The following is a 23,550-nucleotide window of genomic DNA, read 5'->3' on the forward strand; positions in this document are numbered from 1 at the left end:
ACGGTCAAGGAGATTTTCAAGTTAAATCACTTTAATCATGACAATTCATGACAGCTGCGAGTGTATACCAAAAGCATTCACATTATCGAATAATTTAGTACAAGCGCATTGAAATAATTGATTTTAATTTAAGAATATTAAATACAATGCAAAAAGCAGGTCGTTAATGACCTGCTTTTTTAAAATTACAACTGAGAGAAATAAATATAAAAACACTCAATTAAAAACAATCAGCAGGAATACGCACCCAACCTTCCATGAGTACTCGTGCACTTCGGCTCATAATGGCCTTTTTCACTTGCCATTGCCCCGCTTCAAGTTGTGCTTCGGCACCTACTCGTAATGTACCTGATGGATGACCAAAACGTACAGCCTGTTTTTCACCACCACCAGCTGCAAGATTTACCAAAGTACCCGGAATTGCTGCTGCTGCACCAATTGCAACTGCGGCTGTACCCATCATCGCATGATGTAGTTTACCCATTGATAATGCACGAACTAATACATCAATATTTTGTTGCTCAATCTGTTTGCCACTCGATGCAGTATATGTTTTAGGTGCTGCAACAAAAGCGACTTTAGGGGTATGTTGGCGTTTTTCAGCTTCTGCTACATCCTGAATTAATCCCATTTTTAATGCACCATATGCACGGATTTTTTCAAACCGTGCCAAAGCAACTGGATCTGAATTAATATCATCTTGTAATTCAGTACCCGTGTAACCCAAGGCTTCAGCTTGAATAAAAATAGTGGGAATACCAGCATTTATTAGTGTCGCTTGAAAAGTTCCAACTTCAGGTACTTCTAAAGTATCAACCAATTGTCCTGTAGGGAACATTGCTCCCCCATCTTCACCTTCATCGGCAGGATCAAGAAACTCAATTTGAACTTCTGCAGCAGGGAATGTAACACCATCAAGTTCGAAATCACCTGTTTCCTGCACTTCACCACCTGTAATAGGTACATGGGCAATAATTGTTTTACCAATATTAACCTGCCAAATACGTACCGTACAAAAACCGTTTTCAGGGATGCGATCCGCAGCCACTAATCCTTGACTAATTGCAAATGATCCCACAGCAGCAGTTAGATTGCCGCAGTTACCACTCCAATCTACAAATGCCTTATCAATTGAAACTTGACCAAACAAATAATCAACATCATGATCAGCACGAGTACTTTTACTCAACAACACAGTCTTACTCGTACTAGATGTTGCTCCCCCCATACCATCTATTTGTTTACCATATGGATCAGGGCTTCCAATTACACGCAATAACACCTGATCACGTGCTGCACCTGCCTGCTGCGCAGCTAAAGGCAAATCCTCAACTTTAAAAAAAACCCCTTTACTTGTGCCCCCACGCATATAAGTGGCTGGTATTTTTATTTGCGCTGCATAACTCATGATCTAACATTCCTTTATATTGTTGTGATGTATAAAACGACGTTGTCGACTGTATCATATCCTTTTTTTTCATCAATCTTGAAGCACATGACTTAAGTATTAAAAATATTTGCTTATGGCAAAATAAATTCATTAATAAAATTAAAATATAAGTAAAGTTCTTTTCAGTGTTGTGATCGCTTAATCTAGGTTTATCACTAGGCTTACTGTGACCAATCTATTACAATCTGCCATTATTTCTCCATAATGAGCGAAGATAAGTGAGCGAAACATCAGGACAATTAAAAAGGGGACTTAAAAACCGTCACGTACAATTAATCGCCATGGGTGGTGCTGTAGGTACAGGTTTATTTTTAGGTTCAGGACAATTAATAGAACAAGCTGGACCTTCAGTCATTTTAGGTTATGCCATTGGCGGTCTTATTGTTTTTCTCATCATGCGACATTTAGGTGAAATGATTGTACATGAGCCTGTTGCAGGTTCTTTCAGTCATTTTGCCAATAAATATTGGGGCAGCTTTCCTGGCATGCTTGCAGGCTGGAACTACTGGATTTTATTTATTCTAGTCGCCATGACAGAGCTAACAGCCGTTGCCAAGTTTATTAGCTACTGGTGGCCCGATATTCCTGCTTGGAGCAGTAGCTTATTCTTTTTTATCTGTATCACTTTAATTAACTTTGCCAATGTAAAAGTTTATGGTGAATCAGAATTTTGGCTCTCTTTAATTAAAGTTGTTTCAATTATTGCAATGATTTTATTTGGGCTTTATTTAATTTTAGTCCCTGGTGTAAGTAGCACAGCAAGTTTTAGTCATTTATGGAGTCACGGTGGCTTTTTCCCTAATGGCTATGAATCTTTATTTTGGATGATGGCGTTTTTAATGTTTGCCTTTGGTGGTATGGAACTCATTGGCATGACAGCTGCAGAAGTTGAAGATCCTGAAAAAAATATTCCTAAAGCAATCAACCAAGTTGTTTGGCGTATTTTGGTATTTTACATAGGCTCAATCACTATCATTCTCTCACTTATTCCTTGGAATAGTTTAGAACTAGGAACACTAGATAAAAGTCCATTTGTTTATATTTTTAATCAACTGGGGATTAACTGGGCTGCAAACCTACTTAACTTTATTATTTTGACTGCTGCACTCTCTGTTTATAACAGTGCGATGTATGTCACTAGCCGTATGTTGTTTGGTCTTGCACAACAAGGAAATGCACCTAAAGCTTTTGGTAAATTAAATAAACACGGTACACCTACAACAGCTGTTATCTTTTCATCTGTACTTATTTTTGGTTGTGTCTTACTTAACTACGTAGTTCCTGAAGAAGCATTAAGTCACTTAATTTACGTTACGGTAGCAGCATTGGTATTGAACTGGGCAATGATCAGTATCACGCATTGGATCTTTATACGTAAACAAAAACAGTTAGGTATTCCATCTAAATTTAAAGCGATTGCCTCTCCATTTAGTAATATTGTTGTATTGATCTTTATTGCAACAGTACTCGGTATTATGTGGAAAGTTGGCTTTAAAGAATCTGTCATCATGATTCCTATCTGGATCATCTTAATGTGGATTCTCTTTAAAGCATTAAAACCAAAGAATCAATCCACTTCTTAAAACTACATCGGGCAGTAGATCTACTGCCCGATGCTGCCTATACACAAACATGTACAGGCAAAATGCGAGTTGAAGCATTTCCCTTTTATTTTTAAATCAATGGACGACAACCTTGAGCACAACAGATTCAGGACTAAAAAGAGGTCTTAAAAATCGACATATACAGCTCATTGCCATGGGCGGTGCAATTGGTACTGGACTTTTTCTAGGCTCTGCACATGTCATTCAATCTGCTGGCCCTGCAACGATTTTAGGCTATGCCATTTGCGGATTTATTGCTTATCTCATCATGCGTCAACTTGGCGATATGATTGTACATGAGCCAGTCGCAGGATCTCTTAGTTATTTCTCCAACAAATACTGGGGACCTTTTGCAGGATTCTTGGCTGGTTGGAACTATTGGATTCTATACGTACTCGTCGCCATGACTGAGCTCACAGCAATTGCAACCTTTATTCAATACTGGTGGCCTGATCTTCCCGCTTGGATCATTGTGTTGGTATTTTTCTGTATCGTCACTTTTATTAATTTAGCCAATGTACGTTTTTATGGTGAATCAGAGTTTTGGTTAGCCATTATTAAGGTCTTTGCTGTTATTTCAATGATCTTATTTGGTCTATATTTATTAATTTCTGCTGGACCTGAATCAACCGCAAGCATTAGTAATCTTTGGACTCATGGCGGCTTTTTTCCTCATGGCTTTAGTGGTATGTTTTTTATGCTCGCTTTCATGCTGTTCGCCTTTGGTGGAATTGAACTTATTGGTATGACTGCTGCTGAAGCAGAAAACCCAAGTAAGAATATTCCTACTGCAATTAACCAAGTTGTTTGGCGTATTTTAGTATTTTATATTGCCTCTCTTACCATCATTTTATCGCTTGTACCTTGGAACCAACTACAATTAGGTAGCTTAGATCAAAGCCCCTTCGTGATGATCTTTAGTCAACTTGGAATTGGTTGGGCTGCACATCTACTTAATTTTATTATCTTAACTGCAGCCATTTCAGTCTATAACAGTGGCATGTATGGTAATAGTCGTATGCTTTATGGCTTAGCGACTCAAGGTAATGCCCCTAAAATTTTTGCAAAAGTGAATGCTCAAGGTGTGCCAACTCCAGCTGTCATTTTTTCTTCAATCCTGATTTTTGGATGTGTAATTTTAAACTACTTTGTACCTGAACAAGCTTTAAAAAATCTGATGTATGTTGCAGTAACAGGTTTAGTTCTTAACTGGGCATTGATTGCATTAACTCATCTCAACTTTATGAAACAGTTAAAAGCAGAGAATATTACTCGTCGTTACCCTGCACTTTGGGCACCCTTGAGTAATATTTTGGTTCTGATCTTTATTGCCATTATTTTATTTATTATGTGGCAAGAAGGATTAAAACTTTCAGTTATTCTCATTCCTGTTTGGATAACAATTGTTTATGTTTTATTCCGTTTACTCAAAAACAAGAAAAATTAAGTTAAATTAAAATTTTAAAAGTTATTGTTAAGCAATAACTTTTTTTTTGCTTCAATTTCCGTTAAATTAGCGTCATTGTGCGCCCTTAGCTTAACTGGATAGAGCAGTTGCCTCCTAAGCGACCGACGTGGGTTCGAGTCCCGCAGGGCGCAATAAGATATTATGTATACATACAATAATGTACGCTACGACCGTCATTTTTCAGTGAGTTATTTAGAAAAATAAATGTGTATGTCTGACCAAGTCTAAACGAATACATTTAAATTAATTGAGGATAATGTAACTGCTTAACCTTTACTTTTAACTTTGGTTATTATGGAAGAATTACCCGCCAATCTAGATTAAAAATATTTAACTTGGTGAGTAGTTAGATGGTCTTAGTTATAAGGTTCAATAGATGTATCCCATATTAAAGTCTTAGTTATAAGGTTCAATAGATGTATCCCATATTAAAGTCTTCTCTATTTCATTCCATTGCTTTGAATCAATTACAAGATTGTCTAAATCATCATAGATTGAGTAAAAACTCCAATAAATATCATGTGTAATTAATCTTATATAAAATAGTGCCTTCTGAACCGATTCAATATCATTTGATTTTATACCCTCTGTCAACATACATGCATAATAGCCAAAATTTGTCAGGCTTTTTAACATGTCTTCACTATACTGTTGATAATCTAAGTCAAGGGTCCAGTCGTTATTATCTAACCTTTTTCCTGAAAAATTTTGAATAATTACATTAATACCATCTATTGTATCCGCTAAATTTTTTGCCAAATCTTCTGTAATAATATTCATCTACCTTTTGCAGCCTTTGTTTTACTCACGTTAATGACACCATTTGGACATGATCATTTTAAAGTTTCAATACAGTTTTTAGATTATCTTCAGATATTTTCCAATTTGATATACCTTCTATTCTATCGGATAGATATAGATAAAATTTAGACATAGATGATTCATCGAAATAATATATTGGGAAATACTCGCCAAAAGCATCATAGATTTTCTTAAATTCGATATCATTTTTCAAATTATTCACATCATTTGTAATAAAAATAAAACTCTCCGTAATATAAAATGATTTCGGAGCATCTAATCTGAAAATATATTCTCTAGGATTTGTCATCTCCTCTGGGATAATAGTATAAATATCTATTTTTTTCACATTGCCCACTGGTCTTTCATAGTTTTTGATAAGAGCTGAAACACATCTATAATCTAAAGAATGTTTAGCAGCACTTTTCCATTGATTAATATAGTCAGACTGACTCCAGCTATTTAAATTAAGCTCAAATGTTTCATAAACATCATCTAAGAATATCATCCCCTTTTGACTCGTTTCTGTGGTCTTAATTTTCATCAAATTTTTCATTATTACATTACCTTTTAACAATATTTAAACCACATCTAGACCTTTAAATAATCTATGATCCACTCAAACCATTAAGAAACTTATAAAAAACCTGCAATGAACTGAACCTCATAAGCTGTGTCCAACTTATGAGGTTCAGTTCAATTCATTAAGATCTAAGGCCTATTTACATTAAAGTAGACTACTCTTTACTTTTTTGTTCCCATTGATTTAAAAAAGTTTTCATTTGTTCAATAATTTGTGGAAAACGTTCTATCCTAATAAAGCTACTACTCACTAGACCTGAAATATTAAGCCCTCTATCGAAATAATCCATTTCGAAATTACACACTTCATAATCATCCATCAGTAAAGTTTCACCCTCGGCAATTACATCATTACTGTATCAACATACTACCCTATCCTGTGATTCTAATACCTATCATTATCAAATAGATTTTATAATCTCCATTTTTCAAATTGATTAGCAATGAATTCATAAGCATCTCTTTCTATTTTTGATGAAAATAAAAGTTCAGGCTTATTTCTTTCCGTGTAATAAACATGCCACTCTTCTTTTTGTTTTAAGACACTAATACATTCAGAATTTCTGATTCGATCTAAAGAGTAACTACTTTGATGAATTCCCATCTGTATTAATAAGCTCATTTCTATTCATTGTCATGCACTTAACTCTAAAATTAACACACTATATCTTATGCAGAACCCAGTCACTTAATAGGCATTCATTACTCAGACCACCCATCAATCAATCACCCAACATCAACTGCATGCCCATCATTCAAGCGCTTTCACAATAGCACCATGTTTCGCCTGACACTCATTGTATTTAATTACTGTTTCAAGTGACGATAAAATTAAAACACTACCTTGCCCCGATTCCAATCGTTGTAGATCGGGATATGGGATGCGTTGATTAGCTGGTATTTTTCAATATGACTCTCTGAATGTAATAGCAGATCAGTTTTACATAATACTAAATAGTTTTTTTAGCCATTGATTTAAATGTTGCAAAAACTCATTAAATGCTTCTTCAACTGAGATAGGAATAACTTTACTGTAAGCTAAATCAACTTGAGCGTTATGTATATTTACCAGCCAAGTCAAATCTTCATCGTTGATATGCCAAGAAATTAACACAATATTTTTTATATACTCATCCAAATCTACATTAGTAAGTTTGATATTTTTTTCTATATATTCTTTTAGAATATTTATAGAAATCAGTGATTCATCGTATACATCTAGATAAGACCATATTAATTTATTGAAATAATCTTCAACCTCAGCTTTAGATCCTAAAAAACAAATATCCAGAGCGAGTTCATCTTCACTATCTTCCAGTATTTTTTTATTTGCCCAAACTTGAATTTCTTCAGGAGTGATCAATCCTGTTTTTAACTTTAATTTAAGGCAAAACTTAATATCATCACTCATTGAAATTAATTAGCTTTACTAAAATCAACATAGTATATCTTATGCAAAATCCAGTCACTAGACTGTGATTTCATCATTAAACCCTTAACTTCAATCGTGGTTAGAACTCCAGCTAAAGTAAATTATCTGATAGTCCAAATAAGCTAATCCTAACGCTGAAAGCACCAAAAACAAAAACCAGATTTAATATTTACTGCTACCACAATTTATTTAGAAGACAATTATTTAGCAAATCTCATCCCACAAAATATTATGAGAATTAATAAAATAAGATAAGAATTCTTCCCTATAAAAGTATCTTTCAGTCCATTTGCAAGGATAATGTACTTATAAATAAGCCAGTAAGCCATAACAAATAATATAAAGAAAAATAATAATTTTAATGCCTTAGTAAGAGATTGCTTCAGATTTCTGTTCGATGGTTCACCAACTAAAATCTCTATAAGTACACTACTAATAAAATATCCTGATATTAAATAAACTAAAAATTCAGGTATTACACCAAAGATAAGATGACCAGTAGTGGTATTTGTATACACGATATAACCCACACTGTATAAAGTTACTAAACTTAGGATAAGGATAATCCATCTAGATTTTTCACTCATTCTCAATCTTCTGCTCACAAAGAAATTGTTTATATTTTAGGTAAAACTTTAGAATTGAAATAAATAACCCGATTAAACAATATCCTATAAAAACTCCAAAAGTGATTAATGGCTTATTCAAAAAATAGTTTGAAATCACCACTGCAAAAGTGATTACCCCTATAAATTCAAAAAATGAAAAATCTTTTATTTTAGAGTTAAGTATTTTTCTCATTTGAGTACAACGCCTAAAGCTAAATCATAATAAATAAGGTAAATCCAACATATTATAATGTCAGAATAAATACACCTATAAAGTCATTAGAGATTGTTCAACAATAGCTTTCTGACAATAACTTTTACTGTTAACCCCTCATAAACCAATACAAAAATAATAATCATTATCAATAATAAAATCAAATTTTATAAATGATTAATATTTAAAAATTCCTAAAATTAACAGGATAAAACTTATCTAAATAAAGTTAATTTTCTTCTAATCCATCAAGTAAGTTATACCTAAGGCCCAACACCTAAATCAATTGTGTGTCTTTCTATACTTCTGACACTACCCTATCTACTATGACCAGCTCATCAAGTGCCTGAACTGATATTTAGGTGTTTAACCATGGTCTCGCAGAGCGCAAGAACCCTAAATTTCATGGTGGTAGATTTTCCAATGAAATTGAATAAATTCAACTTTAAATCTTAGAACAAAAAGTCGGTGGACTTTGATATTAGCCAATGCATCTCTACATAAAATGCAATACCACTTAATTTAATCAGGGCAATGCAAAAAATCATATGCAGTATTCCCCAAAACCAAGCCGTTGAAAAAATGCTAGTAGATTTTTAAGCTATAGCCGCATAAAATTGTCTCTGTTTGAGTCCTTATGATGATTAACCTTTCACACCGTTTTCATCATCCAAATGACATCAGTCAACTCACATTTAAGCCTTTTCTGATTCAAGCCTTGGATCACACTTCTATTTTAATTCCTTATGTTCATTTTAAGCATAAGAAAAGCTAGGTACCCGCATGGAAATCAAAGTCAACTTTCTCGATAACCTTCGACTTGAAGCCAAGTTCGATGACTTTACAGTGATTGCTGACCAGCCTATTCGCTACAAAGGTGATGGTTCTGCACCAGGTCCATTCGATTATTTCCTTGCATCATCTGCAATGTGTGCGGCCTATTTTGTTAAAGTTTATTGTGCTGCACGTGACATCCCTACCGATAACATTCGTTTATCACAAAATAATATTGTTGATCCTGAAAACCGTTATAAACAGATTTTTAAAATCCAGGTTGAACTTCCAGCAGATATTTCAGAAAAAGATCGTCAAGGAATTTTAAGATCAATTGATCGTTGTACTGTAAAAAAGGTTGTACAAACAGGTCCCGAATTCGTAATTGAAGAAGTTGAAAGTATTGATGCAGATGCACAAGCATTGCTCATGCCTAATTTAGCATCTGAAAATAATACATTTATTGCAGGTAAAGACTTACCTTTAGAACAAACCATTGCCAATATGTCTTCAATTTTGGCTGGCTTGGGAATGAAAATCGAAATTGCATCTTGGCGCAATATCGTGCCAAACGTTTGGTCTTTACATATTCGTGATGCACAGTCACCAATGTGTTTTACCAATGGTAAAGGTGCAACCAAAGAAAGTGCTTTAGCCTCTGCTCTCGGTGAGTTTATTGAACGACTTAACTGTAACTTTTTCTATAATGACCAATTCTGGGGTGAAGAAATTGCTCATGCTGATTTTGTACATTACCCAGAAGAAAAATGGTTTAAACCAGGCCCTGATGATGCACTACCCAACGAAATTTTGGATGATTATTGCTTAGAAATATATAATCCTGACGATGAACTATTAGGCTCTCACTTATACGATACCAACTCTGGCAATACTGCACGTGGTATTTGCTCTTTACCTTTTATTCGCCAATCTGATAAAGAGCTCGTCTACTTCCCTTCTAACTTAATTGAAAACTTATATCTAAGTAATGGTATGAGTGCGGGTAATACACTCGCTGAAGCACAAGTACAGTGTCTATCTGAAATCTTTGAGCGTGCTGTAAAACGCGAAATTATTGAAGGTGAAATTACGCTTCCAGATGTTCCTCAAGAGGTCTTAGCTAAGTACCCAAGTATTCAAGCAGGGATTGAAGCACTAGAGCAACAGGGTTTCCCTGTACTAGTTAAAGATGCTTCACTCGGTGGCCAATATCCTGTTATGTGTGTCACCCTCATGAATCCACGTACTGGCGGTGTATTTGCCTCTTTTGGCGCGCATCCAAATTTTCAGGTTGCATTAGAACGTAGTCTTACCGAATTATTACAAGGTCGTAGTTTCGAAGGTCTTAATGACTTGCCACAACCAACTTTCAGCACCAATGCGGTTACTGAACCGAACAACTACGTTGAACACTTTATTGATTCAAGTGGTGTTGTCTCTTGGCATTTCTTTAGTGCCAAATCAGACTATGATTTTGTGGAGTGGGACTTTACCAATCAAGGCCAAAATAGCAACGTTGAGGAAGCTGCTGCACTCTTTGCAATTTTGGAAGAGATGGGTAAAGAAGTCTACATGGCAGTATATCAACACTTAGGTGCTACAGCTTGTCGTATCCTCGTTCCTGATTATTCTGAAGTCTACTTAATTGAAGACCTTATTTGGGACAATACTAATAAGGCTTTGAATTTCCGCGAAGATATTTTAAATCTGCATCGTCTTGATCATGACCAACTTGAGGCTTTAGTTGAACGCCTTGAAGAATGTGAGTTAGATGACTATACCGAAATTAAAACGCTTATTGGTATAGAGTTTGATGACAATACTGAGTGGGGTCAACTCACGATTTTAGAATTAAAATTGCTTATCTATCTCGCTCTACAACAGTTAGAAGAAGCAAAAGATCTAGTCGAAGCATTTTTACAATACAACACCAACACAGTAGAACGAGGTCTATTTTACCAGTGCCTCAATGTTGTTCTTGAGGTGGTAATTGATGACGAATTAGAACTTGATGATTATGCTCATAATTTCCGTCGCATGTTTGGCGATGAACGTATGGATGCTGCAGTTGCTTCAGTTCAAGGCCAAATCCGTTTCCACGGTTTAACACCAACCAGCATGAAATTGGAAGGTCTTGATCGTCATTTACGTCTGATTGAAAGCTATAAAAAGCTCCATGCCGCACGTGCAAAAATAGGTCGTTTAAATATCGCGCCCTAATTCATTCTCTATTTCAAATAAAACGGCTGAGTAAAAACTCAGCCGTTTTGCTTTATTTAATCCAAGATCAGTAATTAACAACGACCTTTTTTCTCTTGTCCAGGTGGGCAGAAATAACCGCGGCCACGGTGATCATCACGATTATCATAATCACCACGGCGTTCATAACGATCATATCTGCGTTGATCATACTTACGTTGTTCATAATTTCCACGGTGATCATGTCGATCATAATTTCCACGGTGTTCGTATCGATCTGAGTAATCGTAACCATCTGGATATACAGCACATGCAGTTAATACGCTAAAAGGCAAAAGGGCCATAGCAATTAAAATTTTTTTCATCATATTATCCTATGCCTAGATTTACTCTTCATTATAGGCAGTTAAAACACCATGTCATGGTTTATTGTGCTCCTATGACAAGAAAGCATCACGCTCTCCATAAGTGTGATTAATCCCACACAAAATCTTCTTAATTCGAGCAATAAAGCTTTACCCTTTTTTTTGAATTGGTTATGTTGTGTTATTGCTTCAACATTGTTTCTACTCAACCATGACTTCACTTTCGGTATTACGTAAACAGCTTCGTATCCAACGTCGTCAACTCAATCGTTTCCAACAACGCCAAGCAGAACAACGCTGTCTACAACATTTAAGAACACTACCTGAGTTTCAATCGGCCCAACGTATTGGTTTATATTTACATGCTTTTGGTGAGGTATCGACAAAAGCCATAATCTGGACATGTTTAAAACAAGGAAAAAAAGTCTATTTACCAGTCATTTGCAATATGAACCAACAACTACGTTGGGTAAAAATTAGTGCGGGGCAATATCGTCAGCAACGTTTTAGCCGTCATCACTTAGGCATGCAACAACCCATGAGCAACCAGTCTTGGCCAGTTTCACATCTAGACCTGTTAATTATGCCACTATTGGCATGTGATTCTCAGGGAATGCGATTAGGAATGGGCGGTGGTTTCTATGATCGCACTTTAGCACAAGCTGCGTATCAGCCCTTTCGACTAGGTTTAGCACATGAGTTTCAATACTTAAATCAACAACTCCCTGTTCGTGTTTGGGACCAAGCCCTGAACGCATTAATTACTCCCAAAGCTCTACGTCGTTTTAAGATAAATTAACTCTTTCTAGTCGCTTCTATCGTTTTAATAGTTAAAACAACAATATTTTATAAAATAAATTTGGTCATGCCCTTGTAATTTTATAAATACACATCACTATTAAAAAATGGCAACACAGTTGTTACTCATTTGGAGTGCCCATGTCTGAAATCAATATGAATGAAAAAGTCTTGGAATCAGAAATTCCGAGCATCTTACCTCTCTTAGCTCTGCGTGATGTTGTGGTTTATCCACATATGCAAATCGCGCTATTCGTTGGTCGTGAAAAATCGATTAATGCAGTCAATGTGGCCCGTAACAGTGACAATTTGGTATTTGTTGTTGCTCAAAAAGATTCTCTTACTGAGGAAATTGATCACGATAATTTATACCAATACGGTACTGTCGCTAAAATTGTACAAGTGGTAAATCATGAAAATGATGAAAACTGTATTAAAGTTTTAATCGAAGGCCTATATCGTGCCAAATTGGAAAAAATCATCGACAGTGATGAATATCTAACTGCTGAACACAGTTTGAGTCCAATTTTGGTCAACACTGACGAAAGCACCCAACAAACTCAATTGCAAGAATTACGTAGCCTATTTGCTCAATATGCTGAAGCAAAACTACGAAATTCACGTGAGTTGATTACTGCTGCCAACAAAATTGAAGACCTACTTCAATTACTGTTCTTTGTGGCAACACGTGTGCCGTTAAACATCGATATCAAACAAAAATTCTTAGAACACAATGAGTTTGAAGCACATCTGCAAGAGTTGATGAGCTATTTATTGCAACAGTCTGAAGAACAACAGATTGAACAAAATTTGCATGAGTCTGTAAAACGTCAAATGGAAAAGAATCAACGCGAATACTTTCTAAATGAAAAAATGAAAGTTATTCAACGTGAACTTTCTGATATGAATGGCGGCGCTGAAGATGATGTTGCTGAAATAGAAAAACGTCTTGCAGAAGCAGATTTACCCGAACACGTGCGTAAAAAAGCTGAAGCTGAATTCCGTAAGCTAAAAGCAATGCAACCGGTATCAAGCGAAGCGGCTGTAGTGCGTAACTACATTGAAGTTATTCTTGATACACCTTGGAATAAAGCAAGTAAAGTCAGTATTAACCTCAATAAAGCACAAGATATTCTTGATGCAGACCATTATGGTCTAGATGAAGTTAAACAACGTATCGTTGAATATCTAGCAGTTCAATCACGTGTGAAAAAATTACGTGGTCCAATTTTATGTTTAGTCGGCCCTCCTGGGGTGGGTAAAACATCGCTAGGTGAGTCAATTGCAAAAGCGACTGGACGTGAATTTGTTCGCATGGCCTTAGGTGGTGTACGTGACGAAGCTGAGATTCGTGGTCATCGTCGTACCTATATTGGTGCAATGCCTGGTAAAATTGTACAGTCATTAACCAAATCTGGTGTGAAAAACCCGCTATTCTTGCTTGATGAAATCGACAAGATGGCACAGGACTACCGTGGTGACCCTGCTTCTGCTTTACTTGAAGTACTTGATCCTTCGCAAAATAGTAAATTCAATGATCACTATTTAGATTTAGATTTAGATTTGTCTGAAGTTATGTTTATTTGTACTGCCAATAGTATGAATATTCCAGAAGCATTGTTAGACCGTATGGAAGTCATTCGTCTACCTGGCTATACCGAAGATGAAAAAGTAAAAATTGCTGACCGCTATTTAGTCCCTAAGGCTATTAAAAACAATGGTCTGCGTGCTAAAGAACTGACGATTCATGAAGAAGCGATCCGAGATATCGTCCGCCGCTATACACGTGAAGCAGGTGTACGTAGTCTCGAACGTGAAGTTTCAAGTATTGCCCGTAAAGTTGTTAAAGAAGCTGTAAGTAAAAAAGCGAAAAACCTACAAGTAGAGGTAGATGCTAACAATCTTCCTGATTACTTAGGTGTACACAAGTTTGACTATGGTGTTGCTGAAGAAGAAGCACAAATTGGCCGTGTAAATGGTTTAGCTTGGACTTCTGTAGGTGGTGAGCTGTTAACCATTGAAGTTGCAACAATGAAAGGCAAAGGCACGTTCATTACCACAGGCTCTTTGGGCGATGTAATGCAAGAATCCATTAAAGCGGCTATGACGGTTGTTCGTACACGTGCAGATGCACTGGGTATTGAAACTGAACGTTTTGCTGAAACAGATGTGCATGTTCACTTACCAGAGGGTGCAACACCTAAAGATGGTCCTTCTGCTGGGCTTGCACTGACTACCGCTTTAGTGTCTGCTTTCACAGGCATTGCAATTCGACCAGATATTGCGATGACAGGTGAAACCAGCTTAAGTGGTCGTGCAATGCGCATTGGTGGTTTAAAAGAGAAGTTACTTGCTGCGCATCGTGGTGGGATTAAACTGGTCTTTATTCCACAAGAAAATGTTCGAGATCTTGTTGAAATTCCTGACAATGTCAAAGAAGGTCTTGAAATTAAAGCAGTGAAAAGTATTGATGAAATCCTCAAACTCGCTTTAGTGGAACAACCTAAACCGTTAGTTAAAGCACCAATTGTGAAGTCTGAAAGTACAGTTAAAGCTGCTCGACACTAAACTTGTAAAATTTTTCATTTAAAAAAAGAGGAGTTCGCTCCTCTTTTTTTACTTGTAATTATTAAAAACATCCCCATGTTAGCAATAAGCTTATTAGAATTTATCTTTTGTTTAGCGATGATACGAGTCTCCAGACGAATCATCGCATTTTCTCGCAGTTTTAAATCCCCCTTTAAAACTGCGTTTTTTTATGTCCATCATTTGATTTAATCAAGGTTATAATGGCACTCTGTTTTTAGTGCTTGAATGATATGAAAATTCGAATTTTAACCATTGGTCAAAAAATGCCAAATTGGGTAACCACTGGTGTTGAAGATTATCTCAAACGTATTCAACCTTTTGTACAAACTCAATTTGTCGAAATACCAATGGCAAAACGGGGAAAGAATGACTCTGAGGCTGATATTTTAAAATATCGTCAAATCGAAGGTGATGCCATTTTAGCTGCACTTAAACCAAGCGAGGTGTTAATTGCGTTAGAAGTGGGCGGCCGAGAAATGAGTACTGAACGTTTAGCAACAACAATGAAAGACTGGATGCTGGATGGACATGATATCGTTTTAGCCATAGGCGGTCCTGATGGTCATAGTGAAAGTGTTCGTCAAAAAGCAGCATGGCATTGGTCATTATCAAAACTCACCTTACCCCACCCACTGGTACGCGTTATGCTTATTGAACAACTTTATCGTGCAATGAGCATCAATCATAATCATCCCTACCATCGAGCAGGGTAATATAACAAACGTTGCATTTTCAGTCCGCTCTGTTGAGCACTGAAGGCTTCTCACTTCATCATTATTTTTGCAAGATAGTCAGTATCTTGTATAACTCATTAGGCTCAATATGCAATTACATACCCTTCCAGGCTTATTTATATCGCATGGTTCACCTATGCTTGCGCTTAACCCTGAACAAGTTGGGCCTGCTTTAGCACGTTTGAGTCTAAATTTACCTCGCCCTCAAGCTATTATTGTCATGTCAGCACATTGGGAAAGTGATGCACTTGAAATTAGTCATGCCATTCGCCCTGAAACTTGGCATGATTTTAGAGGGTTCCCTGCTGAACTTTATCAGATCCGTTACCCAGCACCTGGTGACCCTCAACTGGCTGAGCGGATTATCCAGACCTTAGCCGAAGCAAACATCACTGCACATGCAAATAGTACACGACCACGTGACCATGGGGTCTGGATGCCTTTGCTGCATATGTATCCTGATGCAGACATCCCTGTGGTTGAAATTTCTCTACCGCGCCACTTTTCTGCACAACAGCTTTATCAACTTGGACAATGCTTGGCTCAATTCCGTCAACAACAAATTTTGATCATTGGCTCAGGCAGTATCACACATAATCTTGCAGAGCTGACTTGGGACAGTGAAAGCCCTACGCCAACGTGGGCGGCACAATTTAGCCAAACAATTGTGAGTGCGCTAAAAAATGCAGACTACGACAAAGTACTGCATTGGCAATCACTGCCTCATATCAAGCGAAACCATCCTAGCCTAGAACATTTGGCTCCACTATTTTTTAGTATGGGGACAGGTCCTCGTTTTAGCCTAGTTCATAGTAGTTTTAGTATGGGTGCTTTAGGTATGGATATTTATCGTTTTGACTAACTAATCTAGGGTTATTTGTAAATTTAATTTTCAAAAGTGATACAGTTTGAAACCTTTCAAAACATGTTAGTACCTTTTGTTTAGCGCTGAATACGTTAAGCTTAATATACACTCTACTTATGATATTGTTTTAAAATGAAAATTAAATACTTAGCATTAGCGCTCATTCCATTTGCTTTGGCAGCTTGCCAAAGCACAACTACCCAACAAATAAAGGATGTAGTAACTAACGTGGTATCACAACAAAATGCATCACAAATTTTGCCTAATTACACATGGAGTTATCAACCAGCTGGCACGAACCATCCTGTTAGCTTATCATTCGACAAACAAAATCAACGTCTAAGCATTGATACCGGCTGTAATATGCAAGGTACGACTTGGAGTATTGCAAACAATCAACTCATTACTGGTAATCTTGCTTCTACAATGAAAGCGTGTGAACCAGCATTAATGCAACAAGAACAAAATACTGGCAAAATTTTCAATCAAGCGAAAATTCCATTTACAATCACTTGGAATAACGAAGAACAACCTGTACTCAATATTGTGACTGCAACAGGTGAGAAAATTAGTCTCAAAGGTGAACTCACTGATGAAGCTAAATATCAATCTGCAGGTGAAATTATTTTCCTTGAAATTGCTCCAGAAACACGCTCTTGTGTTGGTGTAGGGCCTCAAACATGTTTACAAGTACGTGAAATAAAATACGACAATAGCGGCGTTAAAACCTATGTAAATAAAGAATGGCATAATTTCTATGACAGTATCAAAGGTTTTGAACACACAGCTAAGCAACGTAATATTCTTCGTGTTAAGCGTTTTGAAATTAAGAACCCAGCAGCCGATCAATCTAAGTACGCTTATGTACTAGACATGGTCGTTGAAAGCGAACAAGTCAAATAATTGCCCCCCAATATAAAGAAAGCCGATGCAAATGCATCGGCTTTCTTTATTCGCGTACTAAAATTTAGAATACGCCTTGAGCAAGCATTGCATCGGCAACTTTAACAAAACCAGCAATGTTTGCACCATCAACATAGTTAATTGTACCGTCTTCTTGAGTACCAAACTTAACACAGTTACGATGAATTTCTTTCATAATTGCATGTAAACGCTCGTCTACTTCCTCAAAAGTCCAACCTAAACGGATCGCATTTTGAGACATTTCTAGACCAGATGTTGCTACACCACCAGCATTTGATGCCTTACCTGGTGCATACAAAATTTTCGCTTCAATGAATTTTTCAACAGCATCTAGTGTAGAAGGCATGTTCGCGCCTTCTGCTACACAGATTGCACCGTTGGCAAGAAGCTGTTGAGCATCATCACCATTTAATTCATTTTGTGTTGCACATGGTAAAGCGATATCACACTTGATTCCCCAAGGACGTTGGCCATCAAGGTATTCAAAACCATGTTTTGCAGCAAACTCAGAAATACGACCACGTTTTACATTTTTAAGTTCCATAACTTCAAGCAATAGCTCATCTGTTAGGCCATCTTTAATGTAAACAGTACCATTTGAATCAGATAGTGATACAACTTTTGCACCAAGGAACATTGCTTTTTCAGCAGCGTATTGAGCAACGTTACCTGAACCCGAAATTGCAACAACTTTATCTTTAAAGCTATCACCACGAGTCTTCAACATTTCTTCAGCAAAATATACTGTTCCGAAACCTGTAGCTTCAGGACGCGCTAAAGAGCCACCAAATGACATACCCTTACCAGTGAATACACATGCAGTGTCATTGCTGAGTTTTTTCATCATCCCAGCCATATAACCTACTTCACGACCACCCACACCAATATCACCTGCAGGGATATCTGTATTTGAGCCAAGATGACGATAAAGCTCTACCATTAAAGCTTGGCAGAAACGCATAATTTCGCCTTCTGATTTGCCTTTAGGGTCGAAGTCAGAACCACCTTTACCACCACCCATAGGTAATGTCGTTAAAGCATTTTTAAACGTTTGTTCAAAACCTAAGAACTTTAAAATAGACAAGTTCACAGAAGGATGGAAACGCATTCCGCCCTTAAATGGTCCAATTGCTGAGTTGTATTGAATACGAAATGCACGGTTAACTTGAGTATTTCCTTGATCATCTAACCAAGAAACGCGAAATTGAATCGCACGCTCTGGTTCTACCAAGCGTTCGAGCAAACCATATTTTGCATATTGCGGGTTTTTTTCAATGAACGGCCAGATGCTCGTCATTACTTCTTCAACCGCTTGCAAAAATTCAGGTTGGTTTGGATCTCTTGCTTTTACGTAGTTTAAGAAATCATTCAAGCTTGTATATTTCAACGCTTTGTCCTCAGCAGAATGTGACAAAATATTGCCACGTATTACAATAATGTTTCGTTTTAGCGAAAATCATTAAATATGTTTTACAATTAATCTACAATAGTTTTCCCAATTAATTTTTAAATAACTATGTATTTCAACATGCTAAATAACAATAAAATTTGTTTAATGAGTCAATTTTCCGATTTCAGCATCGATTTATAAGATACAAAAAATCAACATAGCATAAATTTTATACAAAACCAAAGCAATCCCCTGCTGTTAGCATCTCACCTAAACTTTCTGTTTCATGTTAGACTTACGAGGTTTTAATGCGCTGTTATTTCAATTACTTGTCCTTCGTTCTGATCTGTTTTACATGAATTTAAATATTACCCTCACTCAACAAATTGATGCCGTCTTACCACAAACACAATGTGGTTTATGTGGTCATCGAGATGGCTGTTTACCTTATGCCCAAGCAATCGTTGATGGCGAAGAGGCCAATAAATGTATTCCTGGGGGGCAACCCGTTGCAGATCAACTTGCACAATTACTCAATCGGCCAAAATTGACCGCAGAACAAAGTGTTTGGCCTATACAATCAGATGGTCGACCACAACGTATGAAAGCTGTAATACGTGAAGACGAATGTATTGGCTGTACAAAGTGCATTAGTGCTTGCCCAGTAGATGCAATCATTGGCAGCGGCAAACTCATGCATAGTATTTTGACCGATCTTTGCACAGGCTGTGAGTTATGCATTCCACCCTGCCCAGTAGATTGCATTGATTTAGTTGAAGATCAATCACCACTCATCACAGAACAGCAGCGTACAATTGAGCAGGATGAGCTTCGTAGTCGCTATTATGCCCATATCCAACGCCAAGAGAGCAGACGTAATACACATAAAGGACCTACTGTACGCGCTGCAATTGAAAGCGAAGTATTTAGCCAGTTTACAACTGAGATAGGCATTGATCATGATCAAGTGGTTACACCGCCTCAAACAGCACCCGAGCAAGATGCTAAGCGCGTGATTGAATTAGCAAAAATACGAACACAAATGAAAAAACTAGATAAGCAGCTAACAGTACGTCCCGATCCTGCAAAGCAACAGCTTTTGGCACAACTCAAAGAAAAACTTGCAATGATTGAAGGAGCATAAATATGGCTGTTAAAAATATGACAAAAAAGCAGATTCAAATTTTTTTTGAACGTTTACGTGAGCAACGACCAAATCCACAAACAGAATTAAATTATTCGAGTCCATTTGAATTACTCATTGCCGTTATGCTCTCTGCGCAAGCAACTGATGTCAGTGTCAATAAAGCCACCGATCGCCTATTTCCTATTGCTAATACGCCTGAATCTATCTATGCACTTGGTGTGGAAAACCTTAAATATTATATTAAAACCATTGGCCTATATAATAGTAAGGCAGAAAATGTCATCAAAACTTGTCAGATCTTGATTTCTAAACATCAATCAAAAGTACCTGATAATCGGACAGATCTTGAAGCTTTACCTGGGGTTGGGCGTAAAACGGCTAACGTCATTCTAAATACCGCTTTCGGTCAGGCTGCCATGGCGGTAGACACGCATATTTTTCGCTTGGGTAATCGTACAGGCTTAGCTGTAGGTAAAAATGTACTTGAAGTTGAACAACGTCTAATTAAAGTCATCCCTAAAGAATTTATATTAGATGCTCATCATTGGTTAATTTTACACGGTCGTTATTGTTGTATTGCCCGTAAACCCAAATGTGCGGAGTGTGTTGTATCTGACCAATGTAACTGGCCAGAACGTTTCGAGTTTGGTGCCGCCAGACCAGTAACGCTTCTCAGCAAAACTCAAGCAAGCTAATCAAATCTATTTTTTCTGATTTTTTTTATCTTTTTGGCTCATTGCTTGTTGTTTTTCCAGTTTAAGTTGTTTCTGTGCTTTGCCTAGCAACTTAATACTGAGAAAACTTAAATACAGCACCACAGCTACGCCTACACACAGCGCGACGACAATTAGCATCTTAGACATAGATCGTTTCCATCTGTTAAAAACACAAAACATTTATATGAAAAGAGCCCTAAATTATAAGGGCTCTTTAATGATTGAAAATTTAAAAATCAATCACAGCAATATTATTTATGATCTAGAATCGCAAATAATTCAGCTTGCACAACATCGATCGGGCGTAAACCATCTAGTTTGTTGTACTGTGCAGACGCTTCAGATACACCAACTCGGCCTTGATAAAAACCAACTAGTTTAGCCGTATCGTTATGATAAGCCACTAAACGCTTGCGAATTGTTTCTTCTTGATCGTCTGGACGTTGTACAAGATCTTCGCCAGTTTCATCGTCTTTACCTTCCACTTTAGGTGGGTTATACACGATATGATATACACGACCAGAAGCTGGGTGTTGGCGGCGACCAGATAGACGTTTTACGATTTCTTCGTCAGGTACTGCAATCTCGATTACATTATTAATATGGATGCCTTCGCCTTCCAAAGCCTCAGCTTGAGGAATAGTGCGTGGGAAACCATCAAGAATAAAACCGTTGACACAATCCGCTTGTGCAATACGCTCTTTAACTAAGCCAATAATTAACTCATCAGAAACTAAACCACCTGATTCCATTACAGCTTTAGCCTTCAACCCCAATTCAGTACCTTCACGAATTGCAGCACGGAGCATATCACCGGTTGAAATTTGTGGGATATTGTAGCGCTTACAGATCAACTGGGCTTGCGTCCCCTTACCTGCTCCAGGTGGTCCAAGTAATATAATGCGCATAAAAAAACATCCTCTTCTATAACATAGTGTTTATGATACCTTTTATCCTAAGTTGGCAATAAGTACAACCTACTTTAAAGATACCTCATTATAAGAAAGCCACAAACAAATGAATGAGACCCGCAAAAAAGCCAGTAATCCCACCGAGCAAAATCAAAATCCATTCATCCTCACGAAATGCAGGACGAAGTAAGTTTTGAAACTCATCAGGTGTTAGCTCGCGAATTCGATCTTTAAACATTTGAAATATTTTCTGTGCACGGCTCGCATTAAACTCCGGGTCGCATACAGGCACCATCGTAATTTCAATTGATCGATCAATCAAGTCTGTCTTCAGTCTCGCATATTCACGAGGCCCCAATGAAAGCTGTAAAGAAGTGCGTACTAAAGGCATTTCCATAATCTGATTGACATGTCTTTTAATGATACGGCGAGTTTTATCCTTTTGTGGGCCATACATCATTTCACTCATGATGGTATTTATCGTAATTAAGTCTTCAGTAACAACACTTGCGAATACATCTGAAACTTCTTCTTGACGTTTCATAAATGCACCTTGGATGTTATATGTACCCAAGCAAGGTATGACAGGTTTAATCCATGGAAACTTATGGTCTTTGGTGAATTCGAACAATTTTGGATAACGAATATAATGTGGTTCTATTGGATTAAAAACCATCCAAATCGCAATCCAGTTTGTGAGGAAGCCCCATACCGCAGCCCAAAAAGGCACTGTCCAATGCCATGGCACTAAAAACCAAACGATCATTTGGAAAATACCAAAGCCCATTCCAATGATCGCACTTACATGCCAAATAAAATTAATTTCTTTTTGGCCAACTTTAAGAAACATGCGAACCATTAAACGACGATCACCTTCCATTTGGCTCACGACCATACTACGCATGTTAACGAGTGACTCAACGTTCATGGTCAGCTCAGTCACTAATTCACGTAACACTCGAGGCAATTGTTTATGCGCTTGAGCATATATTCGACGTTTAATTGAGTAGGGCAAATTTTCCCAAAGCACTGCATTTCGATCAATCATGACTTCATCAATAAGGTGTTCAAGCTCAAAGCCCACTTGCTCACCAATAATGCGTGCCATGTCTTCTGGATCCATTGCATCAAGAAATTCACGCAAAGAACCAAGTTTGGACAAGGTATTATCTGTAATAATCCCCGAAATACGACCCGCTTTTCGCGGTACAATCCCCTGCCAGCCAACTGGCAAAGACCCAAGATGAAATCCCCAAAAATTGATTGGGTAAAACACCATTTTTAATGCCATCCAAACATGTGCCCAAGTGACCACAGCAGTGACAGGAATAATACTTAGAACTGCGATATGGTCGGGTCGGTTTAAAAAGGCTTGCCACAAATCGCTGAGGTATTCAAACATGCATGACTCTCGTATTTAATTCTATTCGTGGTCGAATGAAGTAATAAACAGCTTTATTTACAAACCCAAACTAAAGGTATAGGCAAACTGAATCACAGGTTCTGATTCAAAAACAGTTGCATTCTCTTTAGTTAGTTTTTGCCCTGCACCTAATCCAACACTAACTGTACTGATTCGTTCTTTATTTAAAATTACATAAGAAAAATCAACACCCGCCCCCAATTGGGTTTCGGTCTTTTGTGCATAGGTTTTACTTTTGAGATGTCCCATATAGGCCCCCAAATAATAACCATTTTGTTCAGTGCCTGTAAGTACTAAAGGATATCTAAATCCCACTTGTGCGCCAAATGCATGATCATCGTTTAGAAAAGCACCAGTTTTAATATAAGCGATCCCATAAGGATTTACCCACTCCATATTTGCATGTGCTAGCCTCATTGTTAAACCCGCACCTGCATTCAGTGCTGACGCAGCTTCCCCAGTTTTAAGTTTTGCTTGAAAAAACTCGGACTGTGGTGCCGCATGAGATTGATTTATAAATATTCCTACAAGTATAAAGGGAAGGATTATTTTCATT

At 37.2% G+C, this 23,550-nt stretch carries 23 protein-coding genes and 1 tRNA gene; 11 read left to right on the forward strand and 13 right to left on the reverse strand.

Going from position 1 to position 23,550, the window contains the following annotated elements:
* Positions 1-220: 220 nt before the first annotated feature.
* Entirely contained in the window at positions 221-1,408 is a 1,188-nt protein-coding gene (prpF, locus tag RFH42_RS01260; protein ID WP_308973702.1) for a 2-methylaconitate cis-trans isomerase PrpF, read from the reverse strand.
* A 260-nt stretch (positions 1,409-1,668) separates the two neighbouring features.
* Here prpF and RFH42_RS01265 point away from each other — a divergent pair, with 260 nt between their 5' ends.
* From RFH42_RS01265 to RFH42_RS01275, 3 genes are all read left to right on the forward strand, one after another.
* Positions 1,669-3,033, forward strand: coding sequence for an amino acid permease (locus RFH42_RS01265; RefSeq protein WP_308973703.1), 1,365 nt, complete (start codon positions 1,669-1,671; stop codon positions 3,031-3,033).
* A gap of 112 nt (positions 3,034-3,145) precedes the next feature.
* Positions 3,146-4,501 carry an amino acid permease gene (locus RFH42_RS01270; RefSeq protein ID WP_308973704.1) on the forward strand — a complete coding sequence of 452 codons (1,356 nt, stop codon included), beginning with the start codon at positions 3,146-3,148 and terminating at the stop codon, positions 4,499-4,501.
* 79 nt (positions 4,502-4,580) lie between these two features.
* A tRNA-Arg gene (locus RFH42_RS01275) sits at positions 4,581-4,653 on the forward strand.
* 265 nt (positions 4,654-4,918) lie between these two features.
* Here RFH42_RS01275 and RFH42_RS01280 read toward each other — a convergent pair.
* The 6 genes from RFH42_RS01280 to RFH42_RS01305 all read right to left on the reverse strand — a co-directional run bounded on the left by RFH42_RS01280 (position 4,919) and on the right by RFH42_RS01305 (position 7,924).
* Positions 4,919-5,302, reverse strand: a complete 384-nt coding sequence (locus RFH42_RS01280; protein WP_308973705.1) for a hypothetical protein — start codon at positions 5,300-5,302, stop codon at positions 4,919-4,921.
* A gap of 58 nt (positions 5,303-5,360) precedes the next feature.
* Positions 5,361-5,879 (reverse strand): hypothetical protein, encoded by a 519-nt coding sequence (locus tag RFH42_RS01285; protein WP_308973706.1) that lies wholly within the window; start codon positions 5,877-5,879, stop codon positions 5,361-5,363.
* 181 nt (positions 5,880-6,060) lie between these two features.
* Complete coding sequence (locus RFH42_RS01290) at positions 6,061-6,225, reverse strand: hypothetical protein (RefSeq protein ID WP_308973707.1); 165 nt, start codon at positions 6,223-6,225, stop codon at positions 6,061-6,063.
* A gap of 92 nt (positions 6,226-6,317) precedes the next feature.
* Positions 6,318-6,527 (reverse strand): hypothetical protein, encoded by a 210-nt coding sequence (locus RFH42_RS01295; RefSeq protein WP_308973708.1) that lies wholly within the window; start codon positions 6,525-6,527, stop codon positions 6,318-6,320.
* Positions 6,528-6,845: 318 nt separating this feature from the next.
* Positions 6,846-7,316 carry a hypothetical protein gene (locus tag RFH42_RS01300; protein WP_308973709.1) on the reverse strand — a complete coding sequence of 157 codons (471 nt, stop codon included), beginning with the start codon at positions 7,314-7,316 and terminating at the stop codon, positions 6,846-6,848.
* 221 nt (positions 7,317-7,537) lie between these two features.
* Positions 7,538-7,924 carry a hypothetical protein gene (locus RFH42_RS01305; RefSeq protein WP_308973710.1) on the reverse strand — a complete coding sequence of 129 codons (387 nt, stop codon included), beginning with the start codon at positions 7,922-7,924 and terminating at the stop codon, positions 7,538-7,540.
* 1,018 nt (positions 7,925-8,942) lie between these two features.
* Between RFH42_RS01305 and RFH42_RS01310 the strand changes: the two genes are divergently transcribed.
* On the forward strand, positions 8,943-11,153 hold the full coding sequence (locus RFH42_RS01310; protein WP_308973711.1) for an OsmC domain/YcaO domain-containing protein: 2,211 nt from the start codon (positions 8,943-8,945) through the stop codon (positions 11,151-11,153).
* 74 nt (positions 11,154-11,227) lie between these two features.
* Here RFH42_RS01310 and RFH42_RS01315 read toward each other — a convergent pair whose 3' ends face one another.
* Positions 11,228-11,497: a hypothetical protein gene (locus RFH42_RS01315; protein ID WP_308973712.1), complete on the reverse strand. Its 270-nt coding sequence runs from the start codon at positions 11,495-11,497 to the stop codon at positions 11,228-11,230.
* A gap of 211 nt (positions 11,498-11,708) precedes the next feature.
* On the opposite strand from RFH42_RS01315, the gene RFH42_RS01320 reads away from it, so the two are divergent.
* From RFH42_RS01320 to RFH42_RS01340, 5 genes are all read left to right on the forward strand, one after another.
* The gene (locus RFH42_RS01320) at positions 11,709-12,296 is read left to right on the forward strand and encodes a 5-formyltetrahydrofolate cyclo-ligase (RefSeq protein ID WP_308973842.1); all 588 of its coding nucleotides are present in this window, start codon (positions 11,709-11,711) and stop codon (positions 12,294-12,296) included.
* A 140-nt stretch (positions 12,297-12,436) separates the two neighbouring features.
* A complete protein-coding gene (gene lon, locus RFH42_RS01325; protein ID WP_308973713.1) occupies positions 12,437-14,863 on the forward strand; it encodes an endopeptidase La in 2,427 nt (808 codons plus the stop codon).
* A gap of 251 nt (positions 14,864-15,114) precedes the next feature.
* Complete coding sequence (gene rlmH, locus RFH42_RS01330) at positions 15,115-15,597, forward strand: 23S rRNA (pseudouridine(1915)-N(3))-methyltransferase RlmH (protein ID WP_308973714.1); 483 nt, start codon at positions 15,115-15,117, stop codon at positions 15,595-15,597.
* A gap of 109 nt (positions 15,598-15,706) precedes the next feature.
* On the forward strand, positions 15,707-16,480 hold the full coding sequence (locus tag RFH42_RS01335; RefSeq protein WP_308973715.1) for a DODA-type extradiol aromatic ring-opening family dioxygenase: 774 nt from the start codon (positions 15,707-15,709) through the stop codon (positions 16,478-16,480).
* A gap of 135 nt (positions 16,481-16,615) precedes the next feature.
* The gene (locus RFH42_RS01340) at positions 16,616-17,386 is read left to right on the forward strand and encodes an META and DUF4377 domain-containing protein (RefSeq protein ID WP_308973716.1); all 771 of its coding nucleotides are present in this window, start codon (positions 16,616-16,618) and stop codon (positions 17,384-17,386) included.
* Between the two features lie 64 nt (positions 17,387-17,450).
* On the opposite strand, the gene gdhA is transcribed toward RFH42_RS01340, so the two are convergent.
* Positions 17,451-18,845, reverse strand: a complete 1,395-nt coding sequence (gdhA, locus tag RFH42_RS01345) for an NADP-specific glutamate dehydrogenase (protein WP_308973843.1) — start codon at positions 18,843-18,845, stop codon at positions 17,451-17,453.
* Between the two features lie 307 nt (positions 18,846-19,152).
* Here gdhA and RFH42_RS01350 point away from each other — a divergent pair, with 307 nt between their 5' ends.
* Positions 19,153-19,941: an RnfABCDGE type electron transport complex subunit B gene (locus RFH42_RS01350; protein WP_308973844.1), complete on the forward strand. Its 789-nt coding sequence runs from the start codon at positions 19,153-19,155 to the stop codon at positions 19,939-19,941.
* 2 nt (positions 19,942-19,943) lie between these two features.
* Positions 19,944-20,639, forward strand: a complete 696-nt coding sequence (nth, locus tag RFH42_RS01355) for an endonuclease III (protein WP_308973717.1) — start codon at positions 19,944-19,946, stop codon at positions 20,637-20,639.
* A 6-nt stretch (positions 20,640-20,645) separates the two neighbouring features.
* Here nth and RFH42_RS01360 read toward each other — a convergent pair whose 3' ends face one another.
* The 4 genes from RFH42_RS01360 to RFH42_RS01375 all read right to left on the reverse strand — a co-directional run bounded on the left by RFH42_RS01360 (position 20,646) and on the right by RFH42_RS01375 (position 23,549).
* Positions 20,646-20,807 carry a hypothetical protein gene (locus tag RFH42_RS01360; protein WP_308973718.1) on the reverse strand — a complete coding sequence of 54 codons (162 nt, stop codon included), beginning with the start codon at positions 20,805-20,807 and terminating at the stop codon, positions 20,646-20,648.
* A gap of 104 nt (positions 20,808-20,911) precedes the next feature.
* A complete protein-coding gene (adk, locus tag RFH42_RS01365) occupies positions 20,912-21,568 on the reverse strand; it encodes an adenylate kinase (RefSeq protein WP_308973719.1) in 657 nt (218 codons plus the stop codon).
* A gap of 88 nt (positions 21,569-21,656) precedes the next feature.
* Positions 21,657-22,973: a hypothetical protein gene (locus RFH42_RS01370; protein WP_308973720.1), complete on the reverse strand. Its 1,317-nt coding sequence runs from the start codon at positions 22,971-22,973 to the stop codon at positions 21,657-21,659.
* A 57-nt stretch (positions 22,974-23,030) separates the two neighbouring features.
* A complete protein-coding gene (locus RFH42_RS01375) occupies positions 23,031-23,549 on the reverse strand; it encodes a hypothetical protein (RefSeq protein ID WP_308973721.1) in 519 nt (172 codons plus the stop codon).
* Between the last annotated feature and the right edge of the window lies 1 nt (position 23,550).

The organism is Acinetobacter rudis, from assembly GCF_031157835.1.
Taxonomy (GTDB): domain Bacteria; phylum Pseudomonadota; class Gammaproteobacteria; order Pseudomonadales; family Moraxellaceae; genus Acinetobacter; species Acinetobacter rudis_A.

Excerpts from the sequence above, each read along its gene's own strand:
- prpF (WP_308973702.1), bottom strand. The coding sequence starts at position 1,408 with ATGAGTTATGCAGCGCAAATAAAAATACCAGCCACTTATATGCGTGGG.
- RFH42_RS01280 (WP_308973705.1), bottom strand. The coding sequence starts at position 5,302 with ATGAATATTATTACAGAAGATTTGGCAAAAAATTTAGCGGATACAATA.
- RFH42_RS01285 (WP_308973706.1), bottom strand. The coding sequence starts at position 5,879 with ATGAAAAATTTGATGAAAATTAAGACCACAGAAACGAGTCAAAAGGGG.
- RFH42_RS01290 (WP_308973707.1), bottom strand. The coding sequence starts at position 6,225 with ATGGATGATTATGAAGTGTGTAATTTCGAAATGGATTATTTCGATAGA.
- RFH42_RS01295 (WP_308973708.1), bottom strand. The coding sequence starts at position 6,527 with ATGAGCTTATTAATACAGATGGGAATTCATCAAAGTAGTTACTCTTTA.
- RFH42_RS01300 (WP_308973709.1), bottom strand. The coding sequence starts at position 7,316 with ATGAGTGATGATATTAAGTTTTGCCTTAAATTAAAGTTAAAAACAGGA.
- RFH42_RS01305 (WP_308973710.1), bottom strand. The coding sequence starts at position 7,924 with ATGAGTGAAAAATCTAGATGGATTATCCTTATCCTAAGTTTAGTAACT.
- RFH42_RS01310 (WP_308973711.1), top strand. The coding sequence starts at position 8,943 with ATGGAAATCAAAGTCAACTTTCTCGATAACCTTCGACTTGAAGCCAAG.
- RFH42_RS01315 (WP_308973712.1), bottom strand. The coding sequence starts at position 11,497 with ATGAAAAAAATTTTAATTGCTATGGCCCTTTTGCCTTTTAGCGTATTA.
- RFH42_RS01320 (WP_308973842.1), top strand. The coding sequence starts at position 11,709 with ATGACTTCACTTTCGGTATTACGTAAACAGCTTCGTATCCAACGTCGT.
- lon (WP_308973713.1), top strand. The coding sequence starts at position 12,437 with ATGTCTGAAATCAATATGAATGAAAAAGTCTTGGAATCAGAAATTCCG.
- rlmH (WP_308973714.1), top strand. The coding sequence starts at position 15,115 with ATGAAAATTCGAATTTTAACCATTGGTCAAAAAATGCCAAATTGGGTA.
- RFH42_RS01335 (WP_308973715.1), top strand. The coding sequence starts at position 15,707 with ATGCAATTACATACCCTTCCAGGCTTATTTATATCGCATGGTTCACCT.
- RFH42_RS01340 (WP_308973716.1), top strand. The coding sequence starts at position 16,616 with ATGAAAATTAAATACTTAGCATTAGCGCTCATTCCATTTGCTTTGGCA.
- RFH42_RS01350 (WP_308973844.1), top strand. The coding sequence starts at position 19,153 with ATGAATTTAAATATTACCCTCACTCAACAAATTGATGCCGTCTTACCA.
- nth (WP_308973717.1), top strand. The coding sequence starts at position 19,944 with ATGGCTGTTAAAAATATGACAAAAAAGCAGATTCAAATTTTTTTTGAA.
- RFH42_RS01360 (WP_308973718.1), bottom strand. The coding sequence starts at position 20,807 with ATGTCTAAGATGCTAATTGTCGTCGCGCTGTGTGTAGGCGTAGCTGTG.
- adk (WP_308973719.1), bottom strand. The coding sequence starts at position 21,568 with ATGCGCATTATATTACTTGGACCACCTGGAGCAGGTAAGGGGACGCAA.
- RFH42_RS01370 (WP_308973720.1), bottom strand. The coding sequence starts at position 22,973 with ATGTTTGAATACCTCAGCGATTTGTGGCAAGCCTTTTTAAACCGACCC.
- RFH42_RS01375 (WP_308973721.1), bottom strand. The coding sequence starts at position 23,549 with ATGAAAATAATCCTTCCCTTTATACTTGTAGGAATATTTATAAATCAA.